Annotated in this window: 10 protein-coding genes; 4 read left to right on the top strand and 6 right to left on the bottom strand. The window is 70.3% G+C overall.

Features of this window, described 5'->3' with window-relative positions; translation table 11 throughout:
- Positions 1 to 240 precede the first annotated feature (240 nt).
- The 4 genes from ACIRDX_RS03655 to ACIRDX_RS03640 form a co-directional block, all read right to left on the bottom strand.
- On the bottom strand, positions 241 to 1,512 hold the full coding sequence (locus ACIRDX_RS03655) for an acetylxylan esterase (RefSeq protein WP_396624040.1): 1,272 nt from the start codon (positions 1,510 to 1,512) through the stop codon (positions 241 to 243).
- A 181-nt stretch (positions 1,513 to 1,693) separates the two neighbouring features.
- Positions 1,694 to 2,836, bottom strand: coding sequence for a M48 family metallopeptidase (locus tag ACIRDX_RS03650; protein WP_396624039.1), 1,143 nt, complete (start codon positions 2,834 to 2,836; stop codon positions 1,694 to 1,696).
- Positions 2,837 to 2,897: 61 nt separating this feature from the next.
- A complete protein-coding gene (smc, locus tag ACIRDX_RS03645; protein WP_396624038.1) occupies positions 2,898 to 6,665 on the bottom strand; it encodes a chromosome segregation protein SMC in 3,768 nt (1,255 codons plus the stop codon).
- Between the two features lie 181 nt (positions 6,666 to 6,846).
- Positions 6,847 to 8,469 carry a S41 family peptidase gene (locus ACIRDX_RS03640; RefSeq protein ID WP_396624037.1) on the bottom strand — a complete coding sequence of 541 codons (1,623 nt, stop codon included), beginning with the start codon at positions 8,467 to 8,469 and terminating at the stop codon, positions 6,847 to 6,849.
- A gap of 164 nt (positions 8,470 to 8,633) precedes the next feature.
- On the opposite strand from ACIRDX_RS03640, the gene ACIRDX_RS03635 reads away from it, so the two are divergent.
- The 4 genes from ACIRDX_RS03635 to ACIRDX_RS03620 all read left to right on the top strand — a co-directional run bounded on the left by ACIRDX_RS03635 (position 8,634) and on the right by ACIRDX_RS03620 (position 12,991).
- Positions 8,634 to 9,005 carry a TatA/E family twin arginine-targeting protein translocase gene (locus tag ACIRDX_RS03635; RefSeq protein ID WP_396624036.1) on the top strand — a complete coding sequence of 124 codons (372 nt, stop codon included), beginning with the start codon at positions 8,634 to 8,636 and terminating at the stop codon, positions 9,003 to 9,005.
- 24 nt (positions 9,006 to 9,029) lie between these two features.
- Positions 9,030 to 9,833 (top strand): twin-arginine translocase subunit TatC, encoded by an 804-nt coding sequence (gene tatC, locus ACIRDX_RS03630; protein ID WP_396624035.1) that lies wholly within the window; start codon positions 9,030 to 9,032, stop codon positions 9,831 to 9,833.
- A gap of 196 nt (positions 9,834 to 10,029) precedes the next feature.
- Positions 10,030 to 11,688, top strand: coding sequence for an OmpA family protein (locus ACIRDX_RS03625; protein WP_396624034.1), 1,659 nt, complete (start codon positions 10,030 to 10,032; stop codon positions 11,686 to 11,688).
- 265 nt (positions 11,689 to 11,953) lie between these two features.
- Positions 11,954 to 12,991, top strand: a complete 1,038-nt coding sequence (locus ACIRDX_RS03620) for a hypothetical protein (protein ID WP_396624033.1) — start codon at positions 11,954 to 11,956, stop codon at positions 12,989 to 12,991.
- Positions 12,992 to 13,085: 94 nt separating this feature from the next.
- On the opposite strand, the gene proS is transcribed toward ACIRDX_RS03620, so the two are convergent.
- Positions 13,086 to 14,588: a proline--tRNA ligase gene (gene proS / locus ACIRDX_RS03615; RefSeq protein ID WP_396624032.1), complete on the bottom strand. Its 1,503-nt coding sequence runs from the start codon at positions 14,586 to 14,588 to the stop codon at positions 13,086 to 13,088.
- A gap of 8 nt (positions 14,589 to 14,596) precedes the next feature.
- Complete coding sequence (nadB, locus tag ACIRDX_RS03610; protein WP_396624031.1) at positions 14,597 to 16,162, bottom strand: L-aspartate oxidase; 1,566 nt, start codon at positions 16,160 to 16,162, stop codon at positions 14,597 to 14,599.
- Positions 16,163 to 16,270: the final 108 nt, after the last annotated feature.

The following is a 16,270-nucleotide window of genomic DNA, read 5'->3' as shown; positions in this document are numbered from 1 at the left end:
CATCGTCCGGTAGGGCACGGCTGAACCAGGGACAAGGGACGAGTACGCAAGTCACAAGGGGTACAAGGGACACGGGAACAGGACGCAAGGGACCAGCCACGAGCGACACGGACCAGGACCGCACGCTCGGCGGAACGATGACGCGAGCTGATCGACGTCTCTTCCCGCTCTTGTCTCTCGTCCCTGTGGTCCCTGTCCCTCGTCCCTTGACGCCCTTGTGACTGGTCCCCTCGTCCCTTGTCACTTGTGCAGCGTGCTCCTCACGGTTTCCACGTACTGCGTCCAGTCGTAGCGGTTGATGTCGTGGCCGCCGGTGCGCACGTGATAGCGGACGCGCTGGCCGACGGGCGTGTCCACAGTCGGCATGTCCGTCACCGGCCCGAGCCCTGTGCCGCCGAGGAAGCGCCAGGCCTCGTCAGCCGACTGCGTCGCGAGGAACTCCCCACGCGGATCGGCCCACCGGTCGTCGATGGCACTGGCCACGTGCAACACCCGCGGCGCGACGAGGGCCAGCAACTGGTGTTGATCCACGGGCATCTCCGCCTCGCGATTGGCCCATGAGGCCGCGTTGCCGCAGAACCAGTGCGGGAAGCTCGAGGTGATGCGGGCGATCGTCTCGCCGTAGATGCGGCGGCTCAGCGCCGCACCGGCGCATCCGGAATCGTTGGACACCACCATCGCGAACGCCTCGTCCTGCACGCCCGCCCACAACGCCGCCTTCCCGAGCCGGCTGTGCCCGATGACGATGGCCCTGGTCGCATCCAGTCCCGGCACGCTGCTCGCCGCGGCGCGCATCTGCGACAGCCCCCACGCCCACATGCCGATCGCGCCCCACCGCTCGCGGACGGGGATGCGGTCCTGCAGCCCATCGGCGAGCGGCGCAATGCCATCGCGGACCACGGACGGATCGTCGGGCGCGAAGTCGCCGTAGTAGGCGGTCATCACCGCGCAGTCGCGCGCGATCACGAGATCGATCGGCCAGCGCAGGGCCGTCGTGCCGCGCGACCGCTCCGTCGCTCGATGATCGACGATGGCGTTCGGCTCGCTGGCACGCATCCAGCGCCGATTCAGCAGGATGGCCGGGTCGGGATCGACGGCGTGGTTGCCGTAGTAGTTCAGCCCGATGAACACCGGCACCGGCCGCTCGTGGGCGGGACGATAGACGAGCACGTCCACGGAGGCCCGCCCCAGCCAGTCCAGCCGCAGTTGCTGCCGAAGCGCGCGCCCATCGAGCACGGGCACCGGCCGATCCACCTGGGTCACCGTGCACGCCGGCAACCCGCCCGGCGTGCGGCCGTACAGCTGCGCGGCGAACGTGTCGAGCAGTGCGACGCGACGGCGGCCCCAGTCCGCCGCAGCGCGCAGGGGCCGACCCGCGTCGTCGACGAGCAACGGCGGGAGCGTGTAGGCCGGCACCTTCGACTCGTCATAGATGGTGTCGTCCTGGGCGTGCAGGCGCGAGCCGAGGAGCGTGGCGAGAGACGTGACGGTGAAGGCGCGGCGGGTCAGCATGGTGGCAGGCTCAGGGCTCAGGGCTCAGAGAGCATGGCTCAGGACTTGGGGCTTGGGGCTTGGGGCTTGGGGCTTGGGGCTTGGGGCTTGGGGCTTGGGGCTTGGGGCTTGGGGCCCAAGAGCTCGAGGCCGAGAGAGCATGGCTCCGGGCGCAGCCGCAGGCAAGCGGCGCCCGTCCGGGTCAGAGCTCCGGCCTCGCGGCGCGGCGCGCCGCGGCGATGCGCGTCGGGATCGGCGGATGCGTCAGGAAGAACGCACGGGTCAGCAGCGAGTCCTCCTCGCTCGCGAGGTTGCGCGCGCCGAGGCGGGCCAACACCCGTTCGAGGACGTCGGGCCGGCCGGTGAGGCCGAGCGCGAAGGCGTCGGCCTCGGCCTCGTGCTGGCGTGACTGCGCCAGGAGCCACGGCCGCGCCGCCAGCCAGGCCAGCCCCGCCCCCACCAGCATCCAGGCCACCGACGCCGGGTCGGTGATGCCTACGGTACCGCCCACCCACCGGGCAGGCCCAGCCGCGAAGAGTTGGGCGCCAAGCGCGGCAAGCACGACGACGACCGCCTGTGCCCGCACGCGCAGCCAGGTGTGGCCGTGCGCGTGATGCCCGAGCTCATGAGCCACGACCGCCTCCATCTCCTCGGGCGGGCAGCCGGCGATGAGCGTGTCGGAGAGCAGGAGCCGTCTCGGTCCGACCACGCCGACCAGCGCGGCGTTGGCATGATCGCCCTCGGCGTCGAACACCCACTCGTGCAATCCGGCCAGGCGCAGGCCGGCGCGCGAGGCCAGCGCATGCAGTCGCCCCGAGACCGCTTCGTCGCGCACGGGGCGCACGCGCGGCGACAGCAGGATGAGCCACGGCGCCAGCAGCATCACCACGGCGGCGGCCACCAGCACGCCGGCCGCCGTCCCGATGCCAGCCAACCATGTCGTCATGTGCGCCAGCCGCGCGAACAGCCACCAGGCACCGGCACCCGCCACCACGACGACGGCCCCGTGCCGGATCCGCTCACGCACGAGGGACAGAGGCGACACGACGGGCAGGTTGTAGCGGGAGGCGAGGACGCCATGCCGGCGATTGGCGAAGGGCGAAGCCGCGAGCGCCGCCAGCCCGAGGGTGACGGCCAGGACGGCCGCCGCCATCAGGCCATCAAGGACACCAGGCGGACCCATGCGACCAGCGTCGAGGCCGCTGGCGGCACGAATCCAGGCGGCGATGGCGACGGGCGCCGGGCTGCAGGCCACCGCGAGCACCACTGCGCCTGCCGCAGCCACTTCCAGCAGCATGAGCCCGCGCTCGGCGCGACGATAGCGGGTGCCCTTGTCTTCGTTCACGGGGAAGCGGCCGCAGGCGACGGGCCACAGGCAGCCTGAGGCCTGCAGCCTGCCGCCTGAATCAGTGCGTCAAGTCGAGCCGCAGCACCTTGGACACGCCCGGCTCTTCCATCGTGACCCCGTACAGGCGGTCGGCGATCTCCATCGTCTTGCGATGGTGCGTGATGAGGACGAACTGCGTGTGGTCCTGCATGCTGCGCAGCATCTCCACGAAGCGGCCGATGTTGGCGTCGTCGAGCGGCGCATCGATCTCGTCGAGGAGGCAGAACGGGCTCGGCCGGTACTTGAAGATGCCGAACATCAACGCCATCGCCGTCAGCGCCTTCTCGCCGCCCGACAGCAACTGGACGTTCTGGAGCCGCTTGCCGGGCGGCTGCGCGACGATGTCGATGCCGCTCTCGAGCACGTCTTCCTGATCGAGGAGCACGAGCCCGGCGCGACCACCACCGAACAACGTGGTGAACATCACCTCGAAGTTGGCGTTCACCGCCGCGAACGCCTCGGCGAAGCGCTCGCGCGTGGTCTTGTCGATGCGCGAGATGGCCTCGCCGGTCGACGCGATGGCGTCGATGAGGTCCTTGCGCTGGCCGGTCAGGAACCCGTGACGCTGCTCGAGCTCGTCGAACTGCTCGATGGCCATCATGTTGACGGCACCGAGCGCGGCAATGCGCGCCTTGAGACGCGTGATCGCCTGCTCGGCGCTGAGCACCGGAGGCGCGGGCTCCGCCACCGACTCGGCAGTGGCGTCGGCACCGGCGGTCTCGGCCAGGGCGGCGCCCGACTCGGCCGCGGCGTCGGCGCTGGCGTCGACGGCGTCCTCGTCGGCGCCCGCGCGTTCGGCCGCCGCGACCGATGCGGCGCTGGGGAGGTCTTGCTCGTTGGCGAGCATCTCCGCAACGGCCGCGGCGACTTCCTCGAGGCTCTGGTCGAGAGCCTCACGACATGATTCGGCGAGATGGCCGAGGTCGGCCTCCGCCGTGGCCCGGGCGATCTCGAGCGACGTCGCCATCGAGCGCACGTCGTCGAGGCCTCGACGGGCCTCGCGGGCCGAGGCCTCGTGCTCGCCGAACGCGGCCTGCACGGCCGCCACCGCCTCGTCGGCCTCGATCACCCGGTGCTTCAGGTCGTCGAGGGCGGCGAGGTCGTCGTCGATGGCCGCGCGCAGCGCGGAGATCGAGCCTTCCAGGTTCGTACGACGCGTCGTCGAGGCGTCGACCTCCGCCTGCCGCGCCGCGATGCGCTGGAGCAGGTCGGCCGACGCATCCTCGAGGCGGCGCACGTCCTGGCCGAGGGCAGAGGCGCGCTCCACGAGCGCCGCGTGTGTCGCGCGGGCCTCCGCGGCGCGACGACCGATCGAGGCCTGTCGCTCACGCCCGTCGAGCAACCGGCGCTGGGCATCGGCGAGCTCGTCGCTGAGCGACTGCTGCTCGACCTCGAGATCCTCGATGGAGCGACGCGCCTCGGCTTCACGCGCTTCGAGGGCCGCGCGCTCTTCCTGGGCGCGCCGACGCTCGTTGTCGATCAGCTCCATCCGCCGCGCGACGCGATCGCGCTCGTCGGATGCACGGTTCACCTGCAGTTCGAGGCCGACGATCGACTTCTCGTGTCCGACCTGCTCGGACGTGAGCGTGGCGATATCGGCGGCAACGCGGGCAATCACGGCCTCGGCGGCCGTCAGGTCAGCGGCGAGCCGCTCGAGATCGCCGTGAGCCTGCTGCACCTGCTCACGCAGGCCCTTGATCTCGGCCTTCGTGTGCAGAATCTGGCGCGCGTCGGCCTTGCCGCCGCCCGACACCAGCTTGGCGCCACGGTAGACGTCGCCCTGCGGCGTCACGACGGGGCCGGCGACGTAGCGCGCGGCCTCGCGCGCCTGGGCCGCGGACTCGGCCAGCCAGGCATCGCGCAACACGGCGCGCACATGGGTCGCGGCGGGGCCGTTCACGCGCACCACGTCGAGCAGCGATCGCACGCCAGGCACCGGCGGGGCCACGGGCTCGGCCGGCATCACGTCGTCGGCCACGAGGAAGCCGACGCGGCCGGCATCGCGGTCACGCACGAGCGCCAGGCCGGCCTGCACCGAGGCCAGGTCGGGCACCACCACGTGCTGCACGAGCTCGCCGAGGCACGCCGCGACCGCCGTCTCGTATTCGCCGTCGACCTCGAGCGCATCGGCGACCGAGCCGAGGTGGGTGAACACGTCGGCGCCCGACGCCAGCAACAGGCGCGCGCCTTCGCCGTACTCGGCGCGCGCAGCGTCGAGTTCCTCGAGGGACTGCAGGCGCGCCTGCAGCGCCGACAACTCGCGCTCGCGTGTCCGCAGTTCGCGCTCGCGCCACTCGCGCTCGACGCGGCCGGCACCGAGCGCCGCATCGGCAGCAACGCGCGCGTTGCGCACCTGCTCGAGCGCCGCCTGCGCCTCGCGCAGGGCGCTGCTGGCGCGCTCGCGCTCGGTGAGCGCGGCTTCCTGCTCGACGCGCAGGTCGTCGCTCTCGACTTCGAGGCGGCCGAGTTCCTGCGCGATGCGGTCGCGCGCCTCGATGGCCCGCTCGATGGCGTTCCTGAGGGTGTTGACCTGCGTCATGCCCGCGTAGAGTTCGCCGCGGGCCTTCTCGACGGCCTGTTCGAGCGCCGCGATCTCCCCGGCCGCACGCTGGACGGCGACGTCCTCTTCCTTCACGCGAGCCGCGGCTTCGTCGCGCTCCCGATCCGCCTGCGTGCTGCCGGCACGCCGTGCCTCGAGCTCGTCGTGCGCGGGACCGATACGCTCCTTCAGCCGGCCGATCTCGTCCAGCATCCCGACGAGCGCCGCACCGATCGTCTGCACCTGCTGCAGGTCGAACTCCAGCTGCTGCTGGCGCCGGCCGCTCTCGAGTTCCTTGGCGTGCGCCGCCTGGCGCGCCGCGTTGGCCGCCGCGTCGGCCTCGGTGAGCTCGATCCGCAGCCGCTCGAGCGCGGCTTCGACCTCGGCGACGCGCCCGGACAGCCCGGCCTCGTGGCCACGCGCCTGCTCGAGGCGCTCGACCGCCGACGCCATGGCCGCCTGCAGGGCCTGGTACTTCTGGCCGAACAGCAGCTTCTCCCACTGCCGCAGTTCCTCGCGGAGCGTGCGGTAGCGACGCGCCTTCGACGCCTGCCGCTTCAGGGACCCGCGCTGCTTCTCGAGCTCGAAGATGATGTCGTCGACGCGCGTCAGGTTCTGCTGGGCGGCCTCGAGCTTGAGCTCGGCCTGACGACGACGCGACTTGTACTTGGTGACGCCAGCGGCCTCCTCGATCAGCTGCCGGCGCTCGGTGGGCTTGGCCGCGAGGATCTGGCCGATCTTGCCCTGCTCGATGACCGCGTAGCCCTTGACGCCGAGACCAGCGTCCATCAGCAGGTCCTGCACGTCGCGCAGGCGCACGACGCGCCCGTCCACGAGGTACTCGCTCTCACCCGACCTGTACAGCCGGCGCGCCACCTCGACGTCCCGTGCGATGACGACGTCCTCGGTCAGCGTCTCGGCCGACTCCTCGAGCTCCTGCGCCATCGTCTTCTTCTGCGGGTGGTCCTCGAGCCCGACCCGGGAGATGACGCCGCTCATCTTGAGCTTCACCTCGGCGGTGTGCGTCGGCTTGCGCGCGTCGCTGCCGGCGAAGATCACGTCTTCCATCCGCTCGCCGCGGAGGCTCTTGGCGCTCTGCTCACCCAGCACCCAGGTGATGGCGTCGACGACGTTGCTCTTGCCGCAGCCGTTGGGCCCGACGATGGCGGTGACGCCCAGGTCGAACGCCAGGTCGGCGCGGTCGGGAAAACTCTTGAAGCCGTTGATTTCGAGACGATTGAGGCGCATGTCTTCAGGGCACGGGGCTACCGCGTACGAGGACCGGCCGGTACGCGGGTGGAACAGGCGACGGAGTCTAGCAGGCAACTACTAATTGGGGCAAGCGCCCCCACGACCCACTAGATCCTGCGCAAAAGCAAAACGGCCGGAGCAGAGCTCCGGCCGCGGGAAGTCACTGAGGAGCGGGCGGTTACGGCGCCTGGCGCGACGCGGTCGAGCCGCCCTTCAGGTGGGGCAGTCGTGCCGCTTCCTGGAACTGCTGGAGCGCGAACTGGGCCTGCGGGTCGCGGGCGAGGAGGTTGCGCCGCGCTTCCTCGACGCCGAAGAGCGCGAGGTCGATGTCGTACTGGATCATGGCGCGGATGAACTGGTTGTCGGCCGTGAAGGCGGCCTCGTCGATCCGGACCTTCCGCGACTCCAGGTACGCCTTGAAATCGGCCACCATGGCGTCGTCGACGGCAAATCCGCGGCTGACCGTGCGGGTCTGTGCGCTGGTCTTGATGCGGGTGTCGCCCTCGGCGGTGTAGCGCCCGGCGTAGTCGGCAAAGATCTGGCGCGCCCACAGCGTGCGCCCGAACCGCGACGGGTTGAACCCTTCGACGGGACCGGCGATGTACTTGTCGGGCTGGATCCCGCCGCCGCCGTACACCTTGCGGCCTGCATCGGTGAGCTTCAGGTTGGCCGGGTCGTTCGGTTCGTCGGCCTTCTGCTCGCGCAGCGAGTACGTGAGGTACTCGTCGAAGGTGCCGTCCCAGGGGCGCTGGATGAGGCGACCGCTCGGCGTGAAGTAGCGCGCCGTGGTCAGCGCCAGGCCGGCCCCCTCGCTGATGCGGTAGACCGACTGGACGAGGGCCTTGCCGAACGTCTTCTCGCCGACGATCAACGCGCGGTCGTGGTCCTGCAGCGCGCCCGAGACGATCTCGGAGGCGCTCGCGCTGTTCCTGTTGACCAGGACGACGATGGGCATGGTGCCGAAGTCGTCCGCATCAGCGGCGCGGTAGTCCTGGTCGGAGTTACGGGTGCGGCCGCGCGTGTAGACGACCATGTCGCCCTTGGGCAGGAAGCGATCGGAGACCTTGATGGCCTGATCCAGCGGCCCGCCCGGGTTGTCGCGCAGGTCGAGGAGGAGGCGCTTCATGCCCTTCGCGCTGAGCGTCTCGAGGGCCTGCCCGAGGTCGCGGTCGGTCGTCTCCGAGAAATCGTTGAGGCGGACGTAGCCGGTCTCGGGCCCGACCATGAACACGCCCTTGAGCGTCGGGATGTTGACCTCGTCGCGCTCGACGCCGAGTTCGATCAGCTCGGTGTAGCCCTGACGGCGGAGGCCGAGCTTCACCTGCGTGCCCTTCGGGCCACGCAACTGCTTGACGGCCTGATCGCTGGTCCAGCCCTTGGTGTCCTGCCCCTCGATGCGGGCGATGACATCGCCGCGGCGGATGCCCTTCTTGTAGGCGGGCGAGCCTTCGAAGAGCGACATCACGGTGATGTCGCCGTCGATCGGGGAGATCGAGATGCCCAGGCCGTAGTAGCGGCCTTCCTGGCGTTCACGCAACTGCGCGTACGCGCGGGGATCGAGGAAGCTCGAATGCGGGTCGAGCGTCTGCAGCATGCCGGTGATGGCGCTGTAGACGAGCCGGTCCGACTCGACGTCCTCGACGTACTCCTGTTCCACCGCGGCCAGCGCCGCCGTGAACACACGGTAGCGGTCGGTCAGCGGGTCCGCGGTCGCCTGGGCGCGACGGCCGAGCACGCCGCCGACCAGCGCGGAGACGGCGACGGCGAACAGGACCGCCGGAAGCGCGCGGCTTTTCTGCATGTTTGCAGCGTATCATGCAGGTCTGGCACCTCCCAACGCCGACGTGACGAACGGGCGTCGCGTCGATTGACCCCTCGTCGACGGCGTCCCTATAATCGACGGACGGTCCAAGCACTACCCGGATTGATCTAGGGTCGGTCCCGGACCCCACTCAGGAGCGCAAGATGTTCGGTTCCCTCGGCATGCCGGAGTTGGTCATCATCTTCGTCATCGCCCTCATCGTGTTCGGCCCGCGCAAGCTGCCCGAACTCGGCAAGTCGCTCGGCAAGAGCCTGGCGGAGTTCAAGCGCGCGTCCAACGAGTTGCGCAACTCGCTCGAGGAAGAAATCAGGGTCGAGGAAGAGAAGGAGCGGACTCCCAAGGCCGCTCCGGCAGCGGCTGCCGTGCCGGCCGCAGTGGCGGCGCCGGTGGTCGACGGCGAGACCCAGCCGTCCCCCGTCATCGACCCGTACACGGGCGACGAGCTGTACGACCGCGCCCAGGACGAGGCGCGCCCGCCGGTCGCCGAAACGACGCCGCGCGGCGCCAATCTCTAGGCTTCCGGATTCCCGGCCCTCCGCATGTCGCTCTCGCCCGTTCCCGCTAGCCCGCCGCCACGCCCGTTCGACGAGGACGAGGAGGACGAAGGCATCGGCGGGAAGATGTCGTTCCTCGAGCACCTCGACGAACTGCGTCAGCGGCTGATCAAGTCGCTGCTGGCGGTGCTGGTCGGATTCGTCGTGGGCGTGGTGTTCATCGGCCCGATCTTCGACTTCATCATGAAGCCCCTGCAGGCCATCCTGCCGTCGGGCGGCAAGCTCATCTACACCGACCCGACCGAAGCCTTCATGATCCAGATGAAGATGGCGGCGCTGGTCGGGCTGATGCTGGCCCTGCCGGTGCTGCTCTGGCAGGTCTGGGCCTTCATCGCGCCGGGGCTCTACGCCCACGAGAAGCGGTTCGCGATCCCGTTCGTGATGATGTCGACGGTGTTCTTCATCGGCGGCGCCCTGTTCTCGCACTACGTGATTTTCCCCGCCATGTGGCGATTCTTCGCCAGCTTCTCCACCGAGACGGTAGAGTTCGCACCGCGGATCGAGCCCGTGTTCTCGCTGTACGTCCGGATGGCCCTCGGCATGGGAGCGGTTGCGGAGATGCCGACGCTGGTGATGTTCCTGGCGCGGGTGGGGCTGGTCACCCCGATGTTCCTCATCCGGAACACCAAGTACGCCATCCTGCTGATCTTCGTAGTGGCCGCCGTCGTGACCCCGAGCCCGGACGTCGTGTCACAGTTCCTGCTCGCGCTGCCGATGTTCGTGCTGTACGCCTTCAGCATCGTCGTCGCCTGGGTGTTCCAGAAGCGCACGCCGCCGGCCGAGGCCTGACCTGCGCGCCGGGACTACTCGACGCCGGTCAATGTCCCGATAAACTTACCGATGCGTTTGACGGCTGCCTATGCGCCCCAGTAATATACCCGGTAGCTTCATCTCGCATGAAGGTTCGTTTCAGCAGAAGAAATTCGAGGACACGCACATGACACGCCTCTTCAGGGTAGGTCTCGCCGCCACGATGGGTCTGGCGATGGCTGCGCCTGCAGGGTTCGCGCAGCAGCCGGCGGCGCCCACGCCCGCGCCGGCCGCGAGCCTGGTGGTGACCGAAACCCGCAGCGCCGCCCCGACATTCCAGGGCGATACGGGTCTCTGGTTCGTGCCGCTCGGCGAGGTGCTGCCGGCGGGTCGCTGGTCGGCCAGCGCCTACTACACGAACTTCGATCGCCAGGAAGGCTTCACGAACATCGGCATGTTCCCGCTGACCTTCGGGTATGGCGTCGGGGGACGCGCCGAGTTGTTCGCGGCGGTGTCGGCGGTCACGCGTATCGACCGCGACATCCGTCCGGTCTTCGTGCCCGGCAATGAGGCCGGCGGCCCGAACAACGAGTACCCGCTGGTCAGGCAGGGGTGGTCGGGCTCGACGTTCGGCGACATCCACGTCGGCGGCAAGGTGGCCCTCACCTCCCAGGCCAAGGGCGCCCCGGTGGCGATGGCCCTCAAGGCGATGGTCAAGCTGCCCACCGGCTCGGCCGACAAGGGCACCAGCTCCGGCCAGGCCGACTTCTTCCTCGACTACATCGTCAGCAAGGAAGTCAACGAGCGCATCGACCTGTCGGGCTACGCCGGCGTGGCCGTGCGCGCCGATGCGGAGCGCACCGACCAGAGCAACGGCCTGCGCTACGGCTTCGGCCTCGGCTTCCCGACGCGCAGTGGCCTGAAGCTGACGGCGGAGCTGTTCGGCGAGGCGTACTTCGACGACACCATCACCTCGAGCGGCCTCAGCGCCTTCGACGGCTCGCTGAGCACGGGCACCTGGCCCATCAAGAGCCCGCTCGACGCAGCGATTGGCGCCACCTACTTCAGCAGCAAGGGTTTCTTCGCCGGCGCCGGTGTCACCTACGCACTGAAGCACGACGGGCGTAACGACCTGTACCGCTTCCAGGAGAACGAGGGCCTCGACAAGGTGTCGATGCAGTTCCGCATCGGCTACCACCCGGGTGTGGCCACGGCGTACGTGACCCCGGCCCCGCCGCCGCCCCCGCCGCCCCCGCCGCCGGCCGTCCAGGAGAACCGCCCGCCGACGGTCAAGGCGCGCTGCAACCCGTGCACCGTGGAAGTTGGCAAGAGCGCGACGATCACGGCCGACGCGAGCGACCCGGATGGTGACCCGCTCACCTACAAGTGGTCCTGCCCGGCTGGCACGATCGCCCAGCCCGGCAACCGCGAGACGCTGTGGACCGCCCCGGGCCAGGAAGGCCCCGTCCCCTGCACCGTCACGGTGACCGACGGCAAGGGCGGCACGGTGACCGACACGGTGACGATCCAGGTGGTCAAGCCGGCCATCAAGGACTACACCTTCGAGGACGTGCACTTCGACTTCGACCGCTACACGCTGCGGCCCGAGGCCACCCGCATCCTCGACGAGGCCATCAAGGCGCTGACCGACAACCCCGAGCTGCGCATCGAGGTCGAGGGTCACACCTGCAACATCGGGACGGCGGAGTACAACCTGGCCCTCGGTGAGCGCCGCGCCTACTCGGTGCGTGATTACCTCGGCTCGCGCGGCATCGGCGCCAACCGCATCCGCACCGTGACGTACGGTGAGGAGCGGCCCAAGCACGACAACAGCCGCGAGGAAACGCGCCGCCTCAACCGCCGCGCCGCCCTCACGGTCCGCGTGACGCAGTAACAGCCCCCAGGCTTCACCAGAATGGGCCCGCATGGCTTGCGCCGTGCGGGCCCTTTCTGTTTCCGCCTGCAGAACAGGGGCTGGGCGCTGGGCGCTGGGCGCTGGGCGCTGGGCGCTGGGAGCTGGGAGCTGGCCTCAGCCTCGCCCCCTTGCCCTTGCCCTTGCCCTTCCGCCCTTCCGCCCTTCGGCATGAGGCATGAGGCATGAGGCATGAGGCATGACGAGCCGTTAGGCGTTACGCGTTAAGCGTTACAATCGCCCCGCCGTGCCCTCCCGTCCCGGTCAGTCCAAGGTGCTGCTCGATGCCCTCCTCGAGAGCCACGACCCGGTGGGCGTGGAGGCGACCATCGCGCGCCTGGCCATCCTCGGCCGCCCCGCCCTGCGGCCGGTCATCCTGCGCCTCGGCGCGGTCGACGACACCCATCGCCCCCGCCTGCTGCGCGTGCTCGAGCGCATCGGCGACCCGTCGGCGCTGGCGGCCATCCGTCCGTATCTGGCGCACACGGTCACCGACGTCGCGGTCGCCGCCGCCGATGCCATGGGCGCGCTGCTCGACGCCAGGGACGGCGCGGTCGCGTCGGCGGCACTCGATGCGCTCACGGGCACCCTCCTCGACACGGGGCTGGGCGACGCCGTGCGCCTGCGTGCCCTCGAGGCCATCACCAACGCGCAGGATGCGACCGGTCAGTACGAGGCCGACGTCGTAGTGCCGCTGCGGGCGCGCCTGCAGCAGGACCCCTCCCCGGCGCTCCGCGAGGCCGTGCAGGCCGCGTCGGGCGCGGCGCCCACCGAGCGCGGTGCCTCGTCGGGCGAGGCCGTGCTGGAAGCGGCGGCCTCGGGCGACCTCCCGGGCGACGCCGAGCACCTCCGGCAACTGGTCACCTCGCACGGGGCCGAGGCCCCGCTGACCGTGCTCCACCGCCTCGTCGAGCGGACGCGCGCGCACGAGGCGACGGTGGCGCCCGACGAGGTCGACGCGTGGCGGGTGATTCGGGCGACGGCGCACCTGGCACTGGCAGCACGAGGCAGCCGGCTGGCGGTGTACGACCTGCGAGAGACGCTGGAGACACTCGGGGAACACACGCCCGTGGGCATGCTGTCGGCCCTGCAGCAGGTGGGCGATGTGTCGGCGCTCGATGCCGTGGTCGAGGCCTGGCTGGCCACCGACAACGCGTGGTTCCGCGGGCAGCTCGCGACGACCTTCCAGGCGGTCGTCGCTCGCGAGAAGATCACGCGGCGCCATGCCGCCATCAAGAAGATCGCCGCGCGCGCGCCGGAAGCCCTCGCGGCGCTCTGGGGGTGACTCGGGGCTCGGGGCTTGGGGCTCAGGGCTCAAAGAGCCTCCTGACATCCTGACGAACGTCGGGGTCGGGAGGCTCTCTGAGCCTTGAGCCCTTCTAGTACGCCTTCGCGAAGCAGGCCATCACCGTCGCGGGACGGCCGGTGACGAAGCAGGCCTTGCCCTCGTGCGAGGGCGCGACGAACGGGTAGTTCCTGATCGTGGCCTGCGTCTCGGTCTTCACCTGCGCCTCGACCGCCGCGTCGTCGCACCACGGCGCGAACACGAAGCCCGGACGCGCCCCCGCCATCAGCGTCTTGAACTCGTCGTAGCTCTCCGTGTAGTGCGTGCGCTCCTCGCGGATCTGCGTCGCCTTCTCGAACAGTGATGCCTGGATGGCCTTCAGCCAGTCCTGGACCTGCGAGACGAGCCCGTCCATCGGCACGAAGGCCTTCTCGCGGGTGTCGCGGCGCGCGAGCACCACCTGCTGCTTCTCGATGTCCTTGGGGCCGATCTCGAGGCGCACCGGCACGCCGCGCATCTCCCAGTCGGCGAACTTCCAGCCGGGCGTGTAGGCGTCGCGGTCGTCGAGCATCACGCGCACGCCGGCGGCCACCAGCTGGTCCTTGATGGCCTGCGCGTGCGGCAGCACGGTCTCGCGCCAGTCGCCGCGCGGGATCGGCACGATCACGACCTGGTACGGCGCGATGTTGGGCGGCAGCACGAGGCCGCCGTCGTCGCCGTGCACCATGATCAGCCCGCCGATGAGGCGCGTCGACACGCCCCATGAGGTCGTCCACGCGTGCTGCTCGACCTTGTCGCGGCCCTGGAACTTGATCTCGAAGGCCTTGGCGAAGTTCTGCCCGAGGTTGTGCGACGTGCCGGCCTGCAGCGCGCGGCCGTCGCCCATCAGCGCCTCGATCGAGTAGGTCTTAGAGGCGCCCGCGAACTTCTCCGCGTCGCTCTTGCGCCCCTCGATGACCGGCATCGCGAGTTCGGTCTCGACGAACTCCTTGTACACGCCGAGGATCTTCAGCGTCTCCTCCTCGGCCTCGACCTCGGTCTCGTGGACCGTGTGCCCTTCCTGCCAGAGGAACTCGGTAGTGCGCAGAAACGGCCGCGTCACCTTCTCCCAGCGCACCACGTTGGCCCACTGGTTGATGAGGATGGGGAGGTCGCGCCACGACTGCAGCCACTTGGCGTACATCGTGCCGATGATCACCTCCGAGGTCGGCCGGATGGCGAGCTTCTCCTCGAGCTTCTCCTTGCCGCCGTGCGTGACCCAGGCCACTTCCGGCGCGAAGCCCTCGACGTGCTCGGCCTCCTTCATCAGGAGGCTCTCCGGGATGAACAACGGGAAGTAGGCGTTGACGTGTCCGGTCGCCTTCAGGCGCGCGTCGAGCAGCTGCTGGATGCGCTCCCAGATGGCGTAGCCGTAGGGGCGGATGGTCATGCAGCCCTTCAGGCCCGGCGTGTAGTCGGCCAGTTCCGCGCGGAGCACCACGTCGAGGTACCAGCGCGAATAGTCCTCGGTCTGCGAAGTGATCGCCGTGACGAAGGCCTCGCCCTTGGCGCCACCCTTCCCCTGTTGTCCCTGCCCCTTGCCCTGCTGCTCGCTCATGATCCTCGTCAATCCGATCTGCGCTGCAGCACGTCGCTGCAGTGATGGCTCCACCTGTCGTCGCGGCGCTCCGGGAAGTCCGTCCGGTAGTGCCCGCCTCGGCTCTCTTCCCGGCGCAGCGCGGCGCGGCCCATCAGCCACGCCACGGTCACCAGGCTGCGCACCTGCGCGGCCGCCAATCCCTCGCCCGGGGCTACTGCGCGCGCCGCCCAGGCCCGCGCGAAGAACGCCTCGGCATCGCGTAACCCCTCGGGCGTGCGCACCAGCCCGAGGTCGCGCCAGGCCCGTTCCCGCACCTCGGCCCCGTCGAGCCCGGCCGGCCACTCCCCGCCCGGTTCCGGCAGCGGGTGATCGCACACGACCAATCGATCAGAGGTCCACGCCTCGCGCGCCCGTGGCGCCTCGCCCATGGCCACGCCGGCGCGCGCGCCGAACACCAGGCCCTCGAGCAGCGAGTTGCTCGCCAGTCGGTTCGCTCCGTGTACGCCGGTGCAGGCCACCTCGCCGGCCGCGTACAGACCGGGCACCGACGTGCGGCCGTCGAGATCGGTGACCACGCCGCCCATCACGTAGTGCACCGCCGGGCTGACCGGAATCGGCTCCCGCGCCAGATCCAGGCCGACCTCGCGGCACGCCTCGGAGATCTGCGGAAAGCGCGCGTGCACGTCCAGGTCGGTCAGGTGTGCCAGCGACAGGAACACTGGCGCGCCTGTGCGTTGCGACTCGCGCACGATCGCCCGCGCCACGCGGTCGCGCGGGGCCAGTTCCGCGGCCGGCTCGTACCGCGCCATGAACGCCTCGCCCTGCGCGTTCAGCAACCGGGCGCCCTCCCCACGCAGGGCTTCCGACAGGAGGAAACGCGCCCGTCCTGGCACGTCGAGCACCGTCGGATGGAACTGCACGAACTCGAGGTCGGCCACCTCGGCGCCGGCCTCGAAGGCCATCGCCATGCCGTCGCCGGTGATGACGGCAGGGTTGGTGGTCTGCGAGAACACGTGTCCCGCGCCACCGGTCGCCAGCAGCGTCGCCACCGCGCGCGTCTCGCGGCGCTGCCCGTCGGCATCGCACCAGGCCGCGCCCACGCAACGGCCGTCCTCGATCAGCAGGTCGGTGACCACGGCGTGATCGACGAGCGTGATGGCCGCCGACGCCGCGACCTGCTTGTGCAGCACCCGGCTGATCTCGCGCCCGGTCGCGTCCTCCGCATGCAGCACGCGCCGCACGCTGTGCGCAGCCTCCCGGGTCGGCGACGGACGTCCGTCCGGCGAGCGATCGAACGCCGCGCCCCACGCGAGGAGTTCCTCCACGTAGGCAGGGCCGGACTCGACCAGCATGCGCACGGCGCCCGGCTCGCACAGGCCGTCGCCGGCCGCCAGCGTGTCCTCGTAGTGCAGGGCCGGCGAGTCGTCATCGCCCATCGCCGCGGCGATGCCGCCCTGGGCCCACACGGTGCTCCCCTGCCCCGGGTCGCCCTTGGTGAGGATGCAGACACGCCCGCGCCCCGCCAGCGCCAACGCCGCGCGGAGCGCCGCGATGCCGCTGCCGAGTACCAGGAAATCGGGTGTGGTCGTCACCAGTGGGGTGTCAGCTCCTGTCCGCGCGGACCGCAACCCCGCCGGGACCCTGCTATCCTACCACCCGCCTTCGCCACGGCTGCGGCAGGCACACCGGCGTTTTCCGCC

It is taken from the genome of Luteitalea sp. (assembly GCF_044337415.1).
GTDB lineage: Bacteria > Acidobacteriota > Vicinamibacteria > Vicinamibacterales > Vicinamibacteraceae > Luteitalea.
This window is presented reverse-complemented; position numbering and strand designations above follow the sequence as displayed.